The sequence below is a fragment of the Kosakonia beeri genome (assembly GCF_054165705.1).
Genome location: NZ_CM135106.1, coordinates 4,106,058 through 4,122,884, shown reverse-complemented (window position 1 = coordinate 4,122,884; position 16,827 = coordinate 4,106,058). Strand labels below are relative to the sequence as shown.

At 56.1% G+C, this 16,827-nt stretch carries 12 protein-coding genes and 1 riboswitch; of the genes, 3 read left to right on the top strand and 9 right to left on the bottom strand.

From position 1 onward, the window contains the following. Positions 1–152 precede the first annotated feature (152 nt). Positions 153–983 carry a co-chaperone DjlA gene (djlA, locus tag ACUY4S_RS19470; protein ID WP_458021800.1) on the top strand — a complete coding sequence of 277 codons (831 nt, stop codon included), beginning with the start codon at positions 153–155 and terminating at the stop codon, positions 981–983. A 37-nt stretch (positions 984–1,020) separates the two neighbouring features. On the opposite strand, the gene rluA is transcribed toward djlA, so the two are convergent. From rluA to araB, 6 genes are all read right to left on the bottom strand, one after another. Next, a complete protein-coding gene (rluA, locus tag ACUY4S_RS19465) occupies positions 1,021–1,680 on the bottom strand; it encodes a bifunctional tRNA pseudouridine(32) synthase/23S rRNA pseudouridine(746) synthase RluA (protein ID WP_458021801.1) in 660 nt (219 codons plus the stop codon). Positions 1,681–1,691: 11 nt separating this feature from the next. After that, positions 1,692–4,598, bottom strand: coding sequence for an RNA polymerase-associated protein RapA (gene rapA / locus ACUY4S_RS19460; RefSeq protein ID WP_312687218.1), 2,907 nt, complete (start codon positions 4,596–4,598; stop codon positions 1,692–1,694). A gap of 319 nt (positions 4,599–4,917) precedes the next feature. Then, positions 4,918–7,275, bottom strand: a complete 2,358-nt coding sequence (gene polB / locus ACUY4S_RS19455; protein WP_458021802.1) for a DNA polymerase II — start codon at positions 7,273–7,275, stop codon at positions 4,918–4,920. Positions 7,276–7,348: 73 nt separating this feature from the next. Continuing rightward, the gene (araD, locus tag ACUY4S_RS19450) at positions 7,349–8,044 is read right to left on the bottom strand and encodes an L-ribulose-5-phosphate 4-epimerase (RefSeq protein WP_312687222.1); all 696 of its coding nucleotides are present in this window, start codon (positions 8,042–8,044) and stop codon (positions 7,349–7,351) included. A gap of 102 nt (positions 8,045–8,146) precedes the next feature. After that, entirely contained in the window at positions 8,147–9,649 is a 1,503-nt protein-coding gene (gene araA, locus ACUY4S_RS19445; protein ID WP_312687224.1) for an L-arabinose isomerase, read from the bottom strand. A 10-nt stretch (positions 9,650–9,659) separates the two neighbouring features. Then, complete coding sequence (gene araB, locus ACUY4S_RS19440; RefSeq protein WP_458021803.1) at positions 9,660–11,351, bottom strand: ribulokinase; 1,692 nt, start codon at positions 11,349–11,351, stop codon at positions 9,660–9,662. A gap of 335 nt (positions 11,352–11,686) precedes the next feature. Between araB and araC the strand changes: the two genes are divergently transcribed. Next, on the top strand, positions 11,687–12,532 hold the full coding sequence (araC, locus tag ACUY4S_RS19435) for an arabinose operon transcriptional regulator AraC (RefSeq protein ID WP_312687228.1): 846 nt from the start codon (positions 11,687–11,689) through the stop codon (positions 12,530–12,532). Between the two features lie 127 nt (positions 12,533–12,659). Continuing rightward, positions 12,660–13,430 (top strand): DedA family protein, encoded by a 771-nt coding sequence (locus ACUY4S_RS19430; protein ID WP_458021804.1) that lies wholly within the window; start codon positions 12,660–12,662, stop codon positions 13,428–13,430. On the opposite strand, the gene thiQ is transcribed toward ACUY4S_RS19430, so the two are convergent. From thiQ to thiB, 3 genes are read right to left on the bottom strand one after another with little or no spacing between them, the layout of a single operon-like run. Next, positions 13,424–14,125: a thiamine ABC transporter ATP-binding protein ThiQ gene (thiQ, locus tag ACUY4S_RS19425; RefSeq protein WP_312687231.1), complete on the bottom strand. Its 702-nt coding sequence runs from the start codon at positions 14,123–14,125 to the stop codon at positions 13,424–13,426. The genes ACUY4S_RS19430 and thiQ overlap by 7 nt on opposite strands. After that, positions 14,109–15,719, bottom strand: coding sequence for a thiamine/thiamine pyrophosphate ABC transporter permease ThiP (thiP, locus tag ACUY4S_RS19420; RefSeq protein WP_458021805.1), 1,611 nt, complete (start codon positions 15,717–15,719; stop codon positions 14,109–14,111). The genes thiQ and thiP overlap by 17 nt, the downstream gene beginning before the upstream one ends. Next, a complete protein-coding gene (gene thiB / locus ACUY4S_RS19415; RefSeq protein ID WP_458021806.1) occupies positions 15,695–16,678 on the bottom strand; it encodes a thiamine ABC transporter substrate binding subunit in 984 nt (327 codons plus the stop codon). The genes thiP and thiB overlap by 25 nt, the downstream gene beginning before the upstream one ends. A gap of 30 nt (positions 16,679–16,708) precedes the next feature. Beyond that, positions 16,709–16,809: riboswitch (TPP riboswitch) on the bottom strand. Positions 16,810–16,827: the final 18 nt, after the last annotated feature.

Sequence of the window (16,827 nt, the reverse complement as noted above, 5' to 3'; positions counted from 1 at the left end):
CGGTCAGAGACTAACTTACTCACCTTTGCAACGCTAGTGTTAATCCTGCCCGCGGTCGAGCCAGGTCAGAGAAGACTGTGCCTGTGCACGGCATAGAATGACGGGTATGATAAAGCAAATTTTAGCCGACGGCATGACGATTTGGGGAGTATATGCAGTATTGGGGAAAAGTGGTTGGTGTAGTCATTGCCCTTTTCGTGGGCGGCGGCTTTTGGGGCGCGATTCTTGGGCTCATTGTCGGGCATATGTTTGATAAAGCGCGCAGCCGTAAAATGGCGTGGTTTGCCAATCAACGTGAACGTCAGTCGCTCTTTTTTGCCACCACTTTTGAAGTGATGGGGCACCTGACCAAATCGAAGGGTCGCGTTACCGAAGCAGACATTCAGGTCGCCAGCCTGTTTATGGACCGGATGAACCTACACGGCGAGTCGCGGACCGCGGCGCAGCACGCTTTTCGCGTCGGCAAAACGGACAATTATCCGCTTCGCGACAAAATGCGACAGTTCCGCAGCATTTGTTTCGGGCGCTTTGATTTGATTAGGATGTTTCTGGAAATTCAAATCCAGGCGGCTTTTGCCGACGGTACGTTGCATCCCAGTGAACGGCAGGTGCTGTACGTCATCGCCGAGGAGCTGGGGATCTCACGTCTGCAGTTCGATCAGTTCCTGCGCATGATGCAGGGCGGCGCGCAGTTTGGTGGCGGTTTCCATCAACAGCAGCAACAGCATTCTGGCGGTGGCGCAGGCTGGCAGCAGACGCAGCGTCGGCCGACGCTGGAAGATGCCTGTAATGTGCTGGGCGTTAAAGCGACGGATGACGCCACCACGATTAAGCGAGCGTATCGCAAGTTGATGGGCGAACATCATCCGGACAAGCTGGTAGCAAAAGGGTTGCCGCCAGAAATGATGGAGATGGCGAAACAAAAGGCGCAGGAAATTCAAAAAGCGTACGAATTGATCCGCGAGCAGAAGGGATTCCGCTAAGCAGGATATCCCCCCGCGCTAACGGCGGGGGAACCAGTCAGAAATCAACCGGCGCTCTGAACGTCATGCTGTTGCCGAACGTCGGATGGGTAATGGTCAGCGTTTCGGCATGCAGCAACAAACGCGGTGCCATTGCCAGCGCGGCCGGCGGTGCGTAGAAGCGATCGCCCAGAATCGGGTGCCCCAGCGCCAGCATATGCACGCGCAGTTGATGCGAGCGCCCGGTAATCGGCTTCAGCCGTACACGCGCCGTGCCATCCTCGTCGTAACTCAACACGTCGTACTCGGTTTGCGCCGTTTTACCGGTTTCGTAACATACTTTCTGCTTCGGGCGATTCGGCCAGTCGCAAATCAGTGGCAAATCCACCAGACCTTCGGCGTTTTCCGGGTGACCCCAGACACGTGCCAGGTACTGCTTTTTCGGCTCACGTTCGCGAAACTGTCGCTTTAATTCTCGCTCCGCTGCTTTCGTCAACGCCACTACAATCACCCCGCTGGTCGCCATATCCAGACGATGCACCGATTCGGCCTGAGGAAAGTCGCGCTGAATGCGCGTCATCACGCTGTCTTTGTGCTCTTCCAGACGCCCCGGCACCGACAACAAGCCGCTGGGCTTGTTGACGACCATAATGTGCTCATCCTGATAAAGAATAACCAGCCAGGGATCCCGTGGCGGATTGTAGGGCTCCATCATCATTGCCAGCTCCGTTACTGATGCGTCACAACGATCAAACGCAGCGCATCCAGTCGCCAGCCTGCCTGCGCCAGGCTATCCATCACCTGCTGGCGGTTGCTTTCAATGGCAGCCAGTTCGTCATCGCGGATGTTCGGGTTGACCGCTTTCAGCGCTTCCAGGCGAGAAAACTCGGCCGATAATTTCTCATCGGCTTCGCTACGTGCGGCATCGATTAATGTGCGCGCGGCGGCTTCGACCTGTGCTTCGCCTTTCTGCAGAATAGTGTGTACCTCCTGCTGAACCGCATTGACCAGTTTACTGGCTGTGTGGCGGTTAACGGCGCTGAGTTGGCGGTTAAAGCTTTCAAACTCGACCTGTGCTGCCAGGTTGGTGCCGTTTTTATCGACCAGCAGGCGAATCGGCGTTGGCGGCAGGAAGCGGTTAAGTTGCAACTGCTTCGGTGCCTGGGCTTCTACCACATAAATCAATTCCAGCAACAGAGTACCGACCGGCAGCGCTTTGTTTTTCAGCAGCGACAGGGTGCTGCTGCCAGTATCGCCGGAGAGGATCAGATCCAGACCGTTGCGGATTAACGGGTGCTCCCAAGTAATAAACTGTGCATCTTCACGGGAGAGTGCGACATCGCGATCAAAGGTGATGGTGCAGCCATCTTCCGGTAACCCCGGGAAGTCGGGTACCAGCATATGATCCGACGGCGTGAGAACAATCATATTTTCGCCACGATCGTCCTGGTTGATACCAATAATATCGAACAGGTTCATGGCGAAGCTGATCAGTGCCGTGTCATCGTCCTGTTCGGCAATGCTGTCGGCCAGCGCCTGTGCTTTCTCGCCACCGTTGGAGTGGATCTCCAGCAGACGATCCCGACCCTGTTCCAACTGGATTTTCAGCGCATCGTGCTGTTCGCGACAGGATTTGATCAGCTCTTCAAAGCCTTCACTGTTTTCCGGCGCGGCCAGATAACCGATCAATGGGTTATGCACGCTGTCATAGATTGTGCGACCCGTCGGGCAGGTGTGCTCAAAAGCATCCAGACCTTCGTGGTACCAGCGCACCAGAACGGACTGGGCGGTTTTCTCTAAATATGGGACGTGGATCTGAATATCGTGTGCCTGGCCAATACGATCCAGACGGCCGATGCGTTGCTCCAGCAGATCCGGGTTGAACGGCAAATCGAACATGACGAGATGGCTGGCGAACTGGAAATTACGGCCTTCAGAGCCGATCTCCGAGCACAACAGCACCTGCGCACCGCTGTCTTCTTCACCAAACCACGCTGCGGCCCGGTCACGCTCAATAATAGACATCCCTTCATGGAACACCGCCGCGCGGATGCCTTCACGCTCGCGCAGAACCTGCTCCAGTTGCAGCGCGGTGGCGGCTTTAGCGCAAATCACCAGCACTTTCTGCGAACGGTGACTGGTCAGGTAACCCATCAGCCACTCAACCCGCGGATCGAAGTTCCACCACGTGCCGCTATCGCCTTCAAATTCCTGATAAATTTGTTCCGGGTAGAGCATGTCGCGCGCGCGTTCTTCCTGACTCTTGCGCGCGCCCATAATGCCGGAAACTTTAATCGCGGTTTGATACTGGGTAGGCAACGGCAATTTCACCGTGTGCAACTCGCGTTTCGGGAAACCTTTCACGCCATTACGTGTGTTGCGGAACAGCACGCGGCTGGTGCCGTGGCGATCCATCAGCATGGCGATCAGCTCCTGGCGGGCCGCGTCGGCATTGTCGCGATCGCTGTTGGCGGTTTGCAGTAATGGCTCGATATCCTGTTCGCCAATCAGATCGCTTAAGGTATTCAGCTCTTCATTACTCAGATGCTTACCTGCCAGCAGCAGCGCAACGGCATCGGCTACCGGGCGGTAGTTTTGTTGCTCTTCCACAAACTGGGCAAAATCATGAAAGCGATTCGGATCCAGCAGGCGCAAACGGGCGAAATGGCTCTCCATCCCCAGTTGCTCCGGCGTGGCGGTCAGCAGCAGAATGCCCGGTACGCGTTCGGCCAGTTGTTCAATGGCCAGATATTCGCGGCTCGCTTCGTTCTCGCTCCACACCAGGTGGTGCGCTTCGTCAACCACCAGCAGATCCCATTCCGCCTCGCACAGGTGCTCCAGCCGCTGTTTATTGCGACGTACGAAGTCGAGTGAGCAAATCACCAGTTGTTCTGTTTCAAACGGGTTGTCCGCATCGTGTTGGGCTTCTGCATAGCGCTCGTCATCAAACAGCGAAAAACGCAGGTTAAAGCGACGCAGCATTTCTACCAGCCACTGGTGTTGCAGGGTTTCCGGTACCACGATCAGAACGCGCTCAGCGGCGCCAGAGAGCAACTGTTGATGCAGGATCATGCCGGCTTCGATGGTTTTACCCAGGCCTACTTCATCGGCCAGCAGAACGCGTGGCGCGTGACGGCGACCAACATCGTGAGCGATATGTAACTGGTGCGGGATCAGGTTGGTGCGCTGACCGCGCAGACCGCTCCATGGCATGCGGTACTGTTCACTTTGGTATTTACGGGCGCGAAAACGCAACGAAAAGCGGTCCATGCGATCCACTTGCCCGGCAAACAGGCGGTCCTGTGGCTTGCTGAACACCAGCTTGCTGTCGAGCAGGACTTCGCGCAGCACGACATTGCTCTCTTGCGTATCCAGGCGAGTCCCGGTGTAGGCAAGCAGGCCATTTTCTTCTTTTACGTCTTCAACCGCGAGCTGCCAGCCTTCATGACTGGTGACCGTATCGCCGGGGTTAAACATCACGCGGGTAACGGGTGAATCGCTGCGTGCGTACAAACGGTTTTCTCCCGTGGCGGGAAACAGCAGCGTAACTGTGCGCGCATCCATTGCGACGACCGTACCAAGTCCGAGTTCGCTTTCCGTGTCGCTAATCCAGCGTTGACCAAGTGTAAAGGGCATAAATGGACTCTATATCTCAAATTTCAGGCAATAGTTCGTCACCGCCTTAGGTTAGGCGGGCATAAATTTGGGGCCAGGAACAGGAAGGGCGCTATGGTACTGGATGACACCTCGTTCGTATATACCCGTCATACTCCAGGTTGCATGCGCGTTGGCTTTGCTACCCGGCTCGTCCATGAGCATCACCCTTCAGCCTGCCGCGAACAGTGTTGAAATCTGCTCCAGCAGACGGGGCGCTCACCCCGTCACTGACTGACATCCGTGACGAGAGGTTCCCTGCAACTCAAATTATTCAGGCTAGCGACGGAATGACGTGGCTTTAAAATAATCCCAGTTGCCCTGTCAGTAGTGTAGCAAAATCATCGTCAATGAAAGGAAGAATTCCGTCGGCGACGGGTTGTAACTGCTTGCTCAGGTAGTGATCGTAATCCAGTGGCGAGTGCTGGTAATCCACCGGCTCCGGGCCGTTGAGCGTCCAGACGTATTTTATGCTGCCACGATTCTGGTACTGTGCCGGGCGACCACGCTTGCGGTTTTCTTCATCGGCCAGTCTGGCGGCGCGCACGTGTGGGGGCACATTGCGTTCATAATCTGCCAGCGCCCGGCGCAGGCGTTTACGGTAGACCAGCTGTGCATCGAGCTCGCCCGCCATCAGGCTGGCAATCGTTTCGCGCACATAGTCCTCATAAGGCTCGTTACGAAACACGCGCAGGTAAAGCGTCTGCTGAAACTGTTGCGCCAGTGGCGTCCAGTCAGTGCGCACCGTCTCAAGCCCTTTAAACACCATACGCTGGTTGTCGCCTTCCTGAATCAACCCGGCGTAACGCTTTTTGCTACCCTGGTCGGTACCGCGAATGGTGGGCATTAAAAAGCGGCAAAAATGGGTTTCGAACTCCAGCTCCAGCGCGCTCTCCAGCCCCTGTTGCTGTAAATGTGCTGCCCACCATGCGTTGACCTGTTCTACCAGCGCTTTGCCAATTTGCGCGGCTGCTTCTTCGCTGTGCGGCTTTTTAAGCCAGACAAAGGTCGAGTCGGTGTCGCCATAGATCACGTCATAACCTTGCGCTTCGATCAGCGCTTTTGTCTGGCGCATGATCTCATGGCCGCGCATAGTGATCGACGATGCCAGGCGGGGATCGAAAAAGCGGCAAGCGCTGGTGCCGAGCACGCCATAGAACGCGTTCATAATAATTTTCAGCGCCTGCGACAGCGGTTTGTTGCCTTGACACCTGGCATCATCACGCCCATGCCAGATCTGCCCGACAATGCCCGGCAGACAGTGCTTTTCGCGTGAAAACCAGGCACCAAGAAAACCCTCAGTACTGTGTGCATTATCCGGTTGCGCCATCCCTTCAACCAGGCCTACAGGATCTATCAAAAAAGTGCGGATAATCGAGGGGTACAGGCTTTTATAGTCAAGCACCAGTACCGAGTCGTACAAGCCCGGCTGGGAATCCATGACATAGCCGCCTGGGCTGGCCTGAGGCGGAACATCACCAAGGTTTGGCGCGACGTACCCGGCACGGTGCATGCGGGGGAAATAGAGGTGGCTGAATGCCGCGACCGAGCCGCCGTGCCGGTCAGCCGGCAGGCCGTTAACCGTGGCGCGCTCCAGCAGAAACGGCATGATCTCCGTTTTATGGAAAATGCGCGTCACCAACTCGCAATCTTTCAAATTATACGTGGCGAGCGCCGGTTTATCTTCGGCAAAGCGTCTGTCGATTTCATCCATGCGATCCCACGGATTATCAATGGCTTTACCTTCACCCAGCAGCTCCCGCGAGACAGCTTCCAGCGAGAAAGAGGAGAAGTTCCAGAAAGCGGATTTCAGCGCTTCAATGCCGTCAATAATCAGCCTGCCGGTGGCCTGGGCAAAGAACACGCCGTTTTTAAAACCGTGCTCGCGCCACTCCAGTTCACTGCCGAGACGCCCAAGCGTAAGCGGCATGCGGTAGCGCTCGGCACTCTTTTGCAGAACCCGCAGGTCAAATTGCACCAGATTCCAGCCGATGATCACATCCGGGTCGTGTTCGGCAAACCAGGCGTTTAGTTTTTCTAACAGTTGTGGCCGGCTGGCGACATAGTGGAGATCAAAATCCAGCGCCCGCGCGTCGCCGTTTTCTGGCCCCAGCATATACACGGTGCGCTGACCGCAGCCTTCAAGGCCAATACAGTAAAGTTCGCCATGACGGCTCGTTTCGATATCCAGTGAAACCCATTTTAGCGGTGGTCGGTAATGGGGGTTGGGTTTGAGACGCGCATTGACCAGCGCAGATCCCTGACGCTCGCCATCGGCCCACACCGGCGCGGTAATAAAGCGTTCCATCAGAAAGCGTTCAGGCGGGCGCACATCGGCTTCGTAGAGGGTAACGCCGTTCTCACGCAGCAGTTTTTCAATGCGCATTAACTGGCGGTGGGCACGGCAGTAGAGGCCATACACGGGTTGACGGTGGAAATCCGCCAGATTCAGAGGGGTTAAACGCCAGTGGTTTTCACTGCGCAGCAACTGTTTGGTTTTTTCCACCTGGGTGGCGGGAATAAATGCCACTGATTCCTGTGGCGGCAGAACAACACGCAACGGACCTTCGTCCGTTGCCAGCCAGAATTCCACCTCGGTGCCAGCGGGGGTATCCCGCCAGTGTCGGGTCAATAAAAAGCCTTCTCGCGCCTGCGCCACAGCGTTCTCTCATTAAACAAAACCAGGCAAGATTATAGCCTGGTTCAGTTTTTTAAGCTGTGGTTTTATACAGTTATTGCCCGTAGTAGGCTTTTGCCCCGTGCTTGCGCAGATAATGTTTATCCAGCAGGGTTTGCTGCATAGCGGGCAGTTGTGGAGTCAGTTGGCGGCAGAAAATGCCCATATAGGCGACTTCCTCGAGCACGATGGCGTTATGCACCGCATCATCCGCATTTTTACCCCATGCGAATGGCCCGTGCGAGTGCACCAGCACACCTGGCATCTGTGCTGCGTCAATGCCTTTTCGTTCAAAGGTTTCAACGATGACATTACCGGTTTCCCACTCATACTCGCCGTTGATCTCCTCGTCGGTCATCTTGCGGGTGCAAGGGATCTCGCCGTAAAAATAGTCGGCATGCGTGGTACCGGTCGCCGGGATCGGCTGACCCGCTTGTGCCCAGATCGTAGCGTGACGCGAATGAGTATGCACAATGCCGCCAATCGTCGGGAAAGCCTGATAAAGCAGGCGGTGGGTCGGGGTATCCGAAGACGGTTTCTTCGTCCCTTCGACCACTTTGCCGGTGGTGATATCTACCACTACCATGTCGTTGGCGGTCATCACACTGTAATCAACGCCGGACGGTTTGATCACCATCAGGCCTGTTTGCCTGTCTACCGCGCTGACGTTACCCCAGGTCAGCGTCACCAGATTATGTTTGGGCAGCGCCAGGTTAGCTTCCAGCACCTGCCGTTTGAGATCGTCGAGCATACTTCTCTCCTGAACACGTTACCGGATGGCGCCAACGCTCATCCGGCTTACGACGTAACCTGGCCCGGTGAACGTATTGCCACCGGGCGCGGTCGTAACGGTTTAGCGTTTTGAACCGTAATACACTTCGTTCCAGCGCAGCGCATCTTTAAACGCAGGCAGGCGGGTGTCGTTATCAATCACAGTCAGTTCGATGTCATGCAGTTCACTAAACTGGCGCATGTCATCGAGCGTCAGCGCGTGACTAAATACGGTGTGGTGCGCGCCGCCGGCGAGGATCCACGCTTCCGATGCGGTTGGCAGATCCGGCTGCGCTTTCCACAGTGCGTTGGCCACTGGCAGTTTGGGCAGATCATGTGGCGTTTTCACCGCGTCGACGCAGTTCACCAGCAGGCGGAAACGATCCCCCAGATCGATCAGACTGGCGTTAATTGCCGGGCCGGTCTGCGTGGAGAAGATCAGGCGTGCCGGATCGGCCTTGCCGCCAATGCCGAGGTATTGCACGTCGAGGATCGGTTTCTCTTCAATGGCGATACTCGGGCAGACTTCCAGCATATGGGAGCCGAGCACCAGGTCGTTTCCGTGTTCAAAGTGGTAGGTGTAATCCTCCATAAAGGAGGTGCCTCCATTCAGTCCGCCGGACATCACCTTCATGATGCGCAGCAGTGCTGCAGTCTTCCAGTCACCCTCGCCAGCAAAGCCGTAGCCTTGTTGCATCAGGCGTTGCACCGCCAGGCCCGGCAGTTGTTTCAGGCCATGCAAATCTTCAAACGTAGTGGTAAACGCGTGGAATCCACCCTCTTCAAGGAAACGCTTCATACCCAATTCAATGCGCGCGGCGTCGATAACGTTCTGACGTTTGTCGCCGTGTACTTGTGCCGCTGCCGTCAGCCGGTAGCTGCTTTCGTACTCATCCACCAGCGCATTAACATCACCGTCACTGACCGCATTGACCACCTGAACCAGATCGCCCACGCCCCAGGTATTAACCGAGAAACCAAACTTAATCTGGGCAGCGACTTTATCGCCATCGGTCACTGCTACTTCGCGCATATTGTCGCCAAAACGGACCACTTTCAGGTGGCGGGTATCCTGTTTAGAGACAGCCTGACGCATCCAGGCGCCAATACGGGTGTGCGCGTGTTTGTCCTGCCAGTGGCCAGTTACAACGCTATGTTGCAGGCGCATACGTGCGCCAATAAAGCCAAATTCGCGGCCGCCGTGCGCGGTCTGGTTGAGGTTCATAAAGTCCATATCAATGCTGTCCCACGGCAGGGCAGCGTTAAACTGGGTATGAAACTGCAACAGCGGTTTGTTCAGGATACTCAGGCCGTTGATCCACATTTTTGCCGGGGAGAAAGTGTGCAGCCACACCACCATCCCGGCGCATTTGTCGTCATAGTTCGCATCACGACAAATCGCTGTGATTTCGTCCGGCGAGGTGCCCAGTGGTTTCAGCACCAGTTTGCAGGGGAGTTTCGCTTCCGCATTGAGGGCGTTGACCACCTGTTCAGCATGCTTCGTCACCTGCTTCAGCGCTTCAGGGCCATACAGGTGCTGACTGCCAATGACGAACCACACTTCATAATTGTCGAAAATAGTCATGATCTTGTCCTTAATGAGTTAACGCGGCCTGCGAGACTGTCGCGGCGGAAGGGAGATAGTGTTGTTCGGCGCTCTTCGCCCACTGCTGATAGCGGCGATAGAGGCGTTCAAATTGCTGAGCTTGCGGCGAAGGCTGCAGGGTTTTTTCGATGGCGCTGGCCATCTTCTGTTGCGCCGCCGGGATATCCGCATGCACCTGCGCCGCGACGGCGGCGAAAATGGCCGCGCCCAGCGCACAACATTGTTCAGAGGCCACCACCTGCAACGGGCGATTAAGCACGTCACAGCAGGCCTGCATTACGCCGATGTTCTTGCGGGCGATACCGCCCAGCGCCATCACGTTGTCGACGGCGATCCCCTGTTCGGTAAAGCACTCCATGATGGCGCGCGCGCCGAAGGCTGTTGCGGCGATCAGCCCACCGAACAACGCTGGCGCGTCGGTCGCCAGGTTGAGGTCGGTGATGACCCCTTTCAGGCGCTGGTTGGCGTTGGGGGTGCGCCGGCCGTTAAACCAGTCGAGCACGACTGGCAGATGTTCCAGCGAGGGATTTTTTACCCAGGCGTCAGTGAGCGCGGGCAGAAGGTGTTTCTGGCTGGCCTGGATTTGCGCTTTCAGTTCCGGGTGTTGTTGCGCCAGTTGTTCCAGCGGCCAGCCGAGGATACGGCCAAACCAGGCATAGATATCGCCAAAGGCGGATTGCCCGGCCTCCAGCCCGATAAAGTCCGGTACCACGCTGCCATCAACCTGGCCGCAAATGCCTTTTACCGCGCGTTGCCCAACGCTTTGTTTGTCGGCAATCAGAATGTCGCAGGTAGAAGTACCAATCACTTTCACCAGCGTGTTGGGCTGTGCGCCAGCGCCCACTGCGCCCATATGGCAGTCAAACGCACCGCCGGAAATCACGACCGACTCGGAAAGACCCAGGCGCTGTGCCCATTCTGCGGTGAGCGTGCCGACCGGAAGATCGGCGGTAAAGGTATCGGTGAACAGCGGCCAGTCGAGATGCTTATTAATGATCGGATCCAGCTCGTCAAAGAAAGAGGCCGGTGGTAAGCCACCCCAGCTTTCATGCCACAGCGATTTATGCCCGGCGCTGCAACGACCACGGCGAATCGCTTGCGGACGGGTGGTCCCGGAAAGCAGGGCCGGAACCCAATCGCACAGCTCGATCCAGGAGACGGCGGCCTGCGCCACGGCGCTGTCGGCTCGGGTGACATGCAGAATTTTGGCCCAGAACCATTCACTGGAATAAATGCCGCCAATATAGCGTGAGTAGTCTGTTTTGCCGGGGGTGTGGCACAGGCGAGTAATCGCTTCCGCTTCTTCGACGGCAGTGTGATCTTTCCATAACACAAACATGGCGTTCGGGTTATCGGCGAATTCCGGGCGCAGGGCCAGTACGCGACCTTCCGCATCAATCGGGGCGGGCGTAGAACCGGTGCTGTCTACGCCGATACCTTTGATCGCCGCCCGTTGCGTTTCACTTAACTGCGTCACGACTGCTTTGAGTGCGGCTTCCATCGACTCAATGTAATCACGCGGATGATGACGAAACTGATTATGTGGGGCGTCGCAATAGCGGCCCTCCTGCCAGCGCGGATACCATTCTACGCTGGTGGCGATCTCCGCCCCGGATGTGCAGTCTACCGCCAGCGCACGTACTGAATCGCTGCCGAAATCGAGGCCAATTGTGATTGCCATGGTGTTGCTCCATAAGAATAACCGTTAGCAAAAACATAGTGACCGATGGCAAAAACCGTCAGGCAGGATCCGCTAATCTTATGGACGAAAATGCTATGGCATGGGAAAGTGTGACGCCGTGCAAAAATTCCATGTGGACATTTCTGCCACCTTTATAGACACTTTCGTTATCCCTTTTTACCCCGACTGAAGGGGGAGGAAAGGCGTAATTGCTTTTATCTGGCGGGATTACACGTTATACGCGTTTGCATCCCCTGTGCGCAGGAGTGGGGGAAGTTGTGTGACCGCCAATATGGACAATTGGTTTCCTTGCTGAGCCTCGGAGTAATGCGTTTATGGCTGAATCACAAAATGATCCACTGCTGCCCGGATACTCATTTAACGCGCATTTGGTCGCGGGTCTGACGCCTATCGAGTCAGAAGGGTATCTCGATTTCTTTATTGACCGCCCGTTGGGAATGAAAGGCTATATCCTCAATCTTACCGTGCGCGGTGAAGGGATTGTCAAAAACCAGGGCAAGCAATTCGTCTGCCGCCCCGGGGATATTTTGCTTTTTCCGCCGGGTGAAATTCACCATTATGGCCGCCACCCGGACGCCACAGAGTGGTATCACCAGTGGGTTTATTTTCGGCCGCGCGCTTACTGGCATGAGTGGTTAAGCTGGCCGACGCTATTTGCACAAACGGGATTTTACCGCCCGGATGATGACAATATGGAGCGTTTTCGCGAACTTTTCGCGCAAATTATTGATGCCGGGCAGAGCGCAGGCCGCTATGCGGAACATCTGGCGATAAACCTGTTGGAGCAGCTTCTGTTGCGCAGAATGGAAGCAATCAACGCCTCGCTGCACCCGCCTTTGGATAACCGCGTGCGTGATGCCTGCCAGTACATTAGCGACCACCTGGCGGACAGCCATTTCGATATTGCGGGCGTAGCCCAGCATGTCTGTTTGTCGCCGTCGCGGTTGTCGCACCTGTTTCGCCAGCAGTTGGGGGTGAGCGTGTTGAGCTGGCGCGAGGATCAGCGCATCAGTCAGGCCAAATTACTGCTCAGCACCACGCGTATGCCGATTGCCAGCGTGGGCCGCAATGTCGGTTTTGATGATCAACTCTACTTCTCGCGGGTGTTTAAAAAATGCACGGGCGCCAGCCCGAGTGAATTCCGTGCCGGATGTGAATGATTCGTAAAGTTTGGCAATAAACGGTTCTGAAAAGTGACATAACTCGTAAAAATTTCAGATAATTGAAAGCTTGACGCTCGCGGATACCCTCTGGAGAATCCAGCCTTCATTCTGAACAGGACAGGTTATGGAATCACTGCTGGAACACTTTATTACCCAATCCGCCGCCTATTCGCTGGCGGCGATTGCGCTGGTAGCCTTCTTTGAATCGCTGGCGCTGGTTGGGTTGATCCTGCCCGGAACGGTGATGATGGCAGCGCTGGGGGCGCTGATTGGCAGCGGCGAAGTCAATTTCTGGCATGCGTGGCTGGCGGGAATAGTGGGATGCCTGCTGGGCGACTGGATCTCATTCTGGCTTGGCTGGCGCTTTAAAGGTCCGCTGCATCGCTGGTCGTTTATGAAAAAGAACAAAGCGCTGCTCAACAAAACCGAACATGCGCTGCACCAGCACAGCGTGTTTACCATTCTTGTTGGGCGCTTTGTTGGCCCGACGCGTCCGCTAATCCCGATGGTGGCCGGTATGCTGGATCTGCCGATCCGTAAGTTCCTGCCGCCGAATATTATCGGCTGCCTGTTATGGCCACCCTTCTACTTTCTGCCCGGTATTCTTGCCGGTGCGGCAATTGACATTCCGCCGGATATGCAAAGCGGCAATTTCAAATGGTTGCTGCTACTGACGGCGTTGTTGTTGTGGCTGGGCGGCTGGTTATGCTGGCGCTTATGGCGCTCCGGCAAGGCGGGCGTCGATCGTCTGGCGCGTTATTTGCCGCGGCAGCGGCTGATCTGGCTGGCGCCAGTAACGTTAATCGCAGGCGTGGCAGCGGCAGTCTTGCTGTCGAAACACCCACTGATGCCAATGTATCTCAACATTCTGGCGGATGTTATACGCGGTCACTGACCGCGAATACCCAACAATCCTGATGCCGCCGATTTGCCGCTCAACAAATCGGCGGTGCGACCATCCCAGGCGATACGTCCATCTGCAATGACCAGCGAACGATCGGCAATGTGCGCAGCGTCTTCAATGCTGTGTGACACCATCAAGAGCGTGAGTTGCTGGTGGCGGCACACCTCCCGCACCAGGCTCAGCATTTCCTGACGTAGCGCCGGATCGAGCGCCGAAAAGGGTTCATCCAGTAGCAGTACCGGTTGTTCCCGGACCAGGCAGCGGGCCAGTGCAACACGCTGGCGCTGGCCGCCGGAGAGCTGATCTGGCAGACGTTGCAGTAATGTTTCCAGCCCCATCGTTTCCGCAATTCGCTGCAGCTTGCTTTGCTGGTCGGCATGCAGTTTTAGCCCCGGATGCAGCCCCAGTGCGATGTTCTGGTACACGGTGAGGTGGGTAAACAGGTTGTTTTCCTGAAACAGCATTGAGACCGGGCGCTGAGATGGGGGCGTCCGTGTATGGTCTGTTCCTGCTATCAGCAGCGTGCCGCTTGCTGGGGTGAGGAAGCCGGCAATCAGGTTCAGGAGTGTGCTTTTGCCTGCCCCGCTGGGGCCGAGAACAGCAATCTGCTCTCCGCGTTGAACCGAGAGAGAGAAACGCATTGGCAGGTGCTGATAAAGCCAGGTGACATCAGTCAGTCTTAGCATGGCGGCCCGGAAGTTTGTCTATCAATGTGAATAATAAAAAGCACAGCAGCAGCAGGATCAATGCGGTAACAGCCCCGTCCTGGCTGCGATAAGAGCCGATTTGTTGATACAAATAAAACGGCAATGTGCGGAAATCGTCATTGCCAAAGAGCGCCACAATACCAAAATCCCCGATTGAAAGAACGCAGGCAAAGGCCAGCGCCTGCGCCAGCGGGCGTTTCAGGGCGCGTAATTCCACTACCCGCAACCGCTGCCAGCCCTGCATGCCCAGCGACTGGCACAGCAAATTGTAGCGTTCAGCCACGTCGCGCATCGGGTTTTCCAGTACTTTCAAAGCATAAGGGATGGCCATCAATGCATTGGTGAAGATGACGATGCCATCGGCGGAAGCAGGCAAACCCACACTGTCGTTCAGTAACAGGAAGAAACCGGTAGCCAGCACAATGCCTGGCATTGCCAGAATCAGCATGCCGCTCAGCTCCAGCGCCTGACCGGCCAGATTTTGCTGGCGGGCGCGTAGTTCACGGCTACTCCACAGCAGCATCATTGTGAGTACCACACACAGCAACCCGGCGGCCAGCGCAATGCGCAGTGAGGTGCCAATGGCCTGCCATAGAATAGGTTCTGCCAGAACTTTCAGCATGCTCATATTGATCCCGTCAACGATCACCGCCAGCAAGGGCGGCAGCAGCAGCAGCAGTGCCAGGCCAATCAGTATGCTGTCGGCAATTCTGCTGAACAGACGGTCCTGCGGATTGCGCCAGCCCTGAATCTGATGGCTACCCACGGCTATCGCTTTGCTCAACCGTTGGCTCAGCAATACCAATGCAAGGCAGCACACCATCTGGATCAGCGCCAGCATGGCAGCACGTGCGGGATCGAAATCGAAGCTTAGCGCCTGGTAGATAGCCAGTTCAATGGTAGTGGCTTGCGGCCCGCCGCCAAGCGACAGGACGGTAGCGAAACTGGCGAAACAGAGCATAAAAATCAGCGCCGCGACAGGGAGGAGCTGGCGACGTAGCCACGGCCACTCAACAAAGCGAAAGAATGACCAGCCGTTCATGCCCAGCTGCGCTGCCAGCTGGCGCTGCTCGCCGGGGATCAGCTCCAGCGATTGCAAAAATAAACGCGACGCCATTGGCAGGTTAAAAAAGACATGGGCCAGCAAAATACCCTGTAATCCATAGGGCGAAAATGTCCACTCGTGTCCTGAGAGTTGCCAGAGGCTGGCCAGCCACCCCTGGCGCCCATAAACACTAAGAATGCCAAATACTGCGACCAGCACCGGCAGGATAAGCGTCATTGCGCACAGGCGTAACAGTGCGAGACGGCCAGGGAAGCGGCGTCTGTAGAGGGCGCGGGCAAGAAAAATGGCCGGAACCACGGAGAGCAGGGCGGAGAGAAATGCCTGCCAGAAAGAGAACCGCACCACGTGCCACAAGTAGCTGTCCTGCCAGAACGCCGACAACGCGGTGGTGGGGGCGTTTTGCCATAGTGCCAGGAAAGCGGCCAGCGCCACCGCCACCATCACAATGGCGGCGGTGAGGCCAGGTATCAGCCAGCCGGCAATCAGCGGCTGACGGCGCGTTGCCATGCGCTAATCCAGCCCGCGCGCTGTGCGGCAACATCTTGCGGGCTATATTCGAGTGACGTCTGCGGTTTTGTCAGCGTCTCAAAACCGGCAGGCAGAGTGACATCGCTGACAGGGTACATCCAGTTGCCAGTCGGGATAGCATTCTGGAAAGCGGGGGAAACCATAAATTTCAGGAACTTCTCCGCAAGTTCCGGCTGTTTACTGGCGGCAGTGCGGGCGGCCACTTCCACTTGCAAATAGTGCCCTTCGCTGAAATTGGCCGCCGCGTAGTGATCTTTTTTCTCTTCGATCAGATGGTAAGCCGGTGAGGTGGTGTAGCTTAGCACCAGATCGCTCTCGCCTTTCAGGAACAGCCCATAAGCTTCGCTCCAGCCTTTGGTGACGGTCACCGTTTTTGCTGCCAGTTTTTGCCAGGCTTCCGGGGCTTTGTCGCCATAGACTTTTTGCATCCACAGCAGCAGACCCAGGCCTGGCGTACTGGTGCGCGGATCTTCATAGATGACACGCCATTTTTGGTCGCTCTCTACCAGTTCTTTCAGGCTTTTCGGCGGGTTTTTCAGCTTGTTTTTATCGTAGACAAAGGCGAACCAGCCATAGTCGAACGGAACGAACGTCTCGTTTTTCCAGCCGCCGGGAATGCTGACGGCATCGGTGGGGACGCCGCTTTTGGCGAACAGGTTAGTCTGCGTTGCGGCTTCAAGCAGGTTGTTATCCAGTCCCAGTACCACGTCTGCTTTACTTTTTTTCCCTTCCATACGCAGACGATTAAGCAGTGAGACGCCATCTTCCAGCGCGACGAATTTCAGTTCGCAGTCACAGTCGGCTTCAAAGGCTTTTTTCACCGCAGGGCCCGGGCCCCAGTCGGCGGAAAACGAGTCGTAGGTGTAAACGGTCAATACAGGTTTGGCAAAAGCAGGCGCTGCAATCAGCAGCAGGAATGGCAGACATTTTTTTAACACTTTGCACCTCAATATGGGTGGCAAAGGATTTTGAGTCATAGCCTCAAATCCCTTCGCCGGCGTTATCCGGATCAGGTTCGACGGGTATTTTCTCAGCACACGCTCTTTGCGCAGCACCCCGTTGAGAACGCCGCTATTGTAATGATTTG

Excerpts from the sequence above, each read along its gene's own strand:
- djlA (WP_458021800.1), top strand. The coding sequence starts at position 153 with ATGCAGTATTGGGGAAAAGTGGTTGGTGTAGTCATTGCCCTTTTCGTG.
- rluA (WP_458021801.1), bottom strand. The coding sequence starts at position 1,680 with ATGATGATGGAGCCCTACAATCCGCCACGGGATCCCTGGCTGGTTATT.
- rapA (WP_312687218.1), bottom strand. The coding sequence starts at position 4,598 with ATGCCCTTTACACTTGGTCAACGCTGGATTAGCGACACGGAAAGCGAA.
- araD (WP_312687222.1), bottom strand. The coding sequence starts at position 8,044 with ATGCTCGACGATCTCAAACGGCAGGTGCTGGAAGCTAACCTGGCGCTG.
- araA (WP_312687224.1), bottom strand. The coding sequence starts at position 9,649 with ATGACTATTTTCGACAATTATGAAGTGTGGTTCGTCATTGGCAGTCAG.
- araB (WP_458021803.1), bottom strand. The coding sequence starts at position 11,351 with ATGGCAATCACAATTGGCCTCGATTTCGGCAGCGATTCAGTACGTGCG.
- araC (WP_312687228.1), top strand. The coding sequence starts at position 11,687 with ATGGCTGAATCACAAAATGATCCACTGCTGCCCGGATACTCATTTAAC.
- ACUY4S_RS19430 (WP_458021804.1), top strand. The coding sequence starts at position 12,660 with ATGGAATCACTGCTGGAACACTTTATTACCCAATCCGCCGCCTATTCG.
- thiQ (WP_312687231.1), bottom strand. The coding sequence starts at position 14,125 with ATGCTAAGACTGACTGATGTCACCTGGCTTTATCAGCACCTGCCAATG.
- thiP (WP_458021805.1), bottom strand. The coding sequence starts at position 15,719 with ATGGCAACGCGCCGTCAGCCGCTGATTGCCGGCTGGCTGATACCTGGC.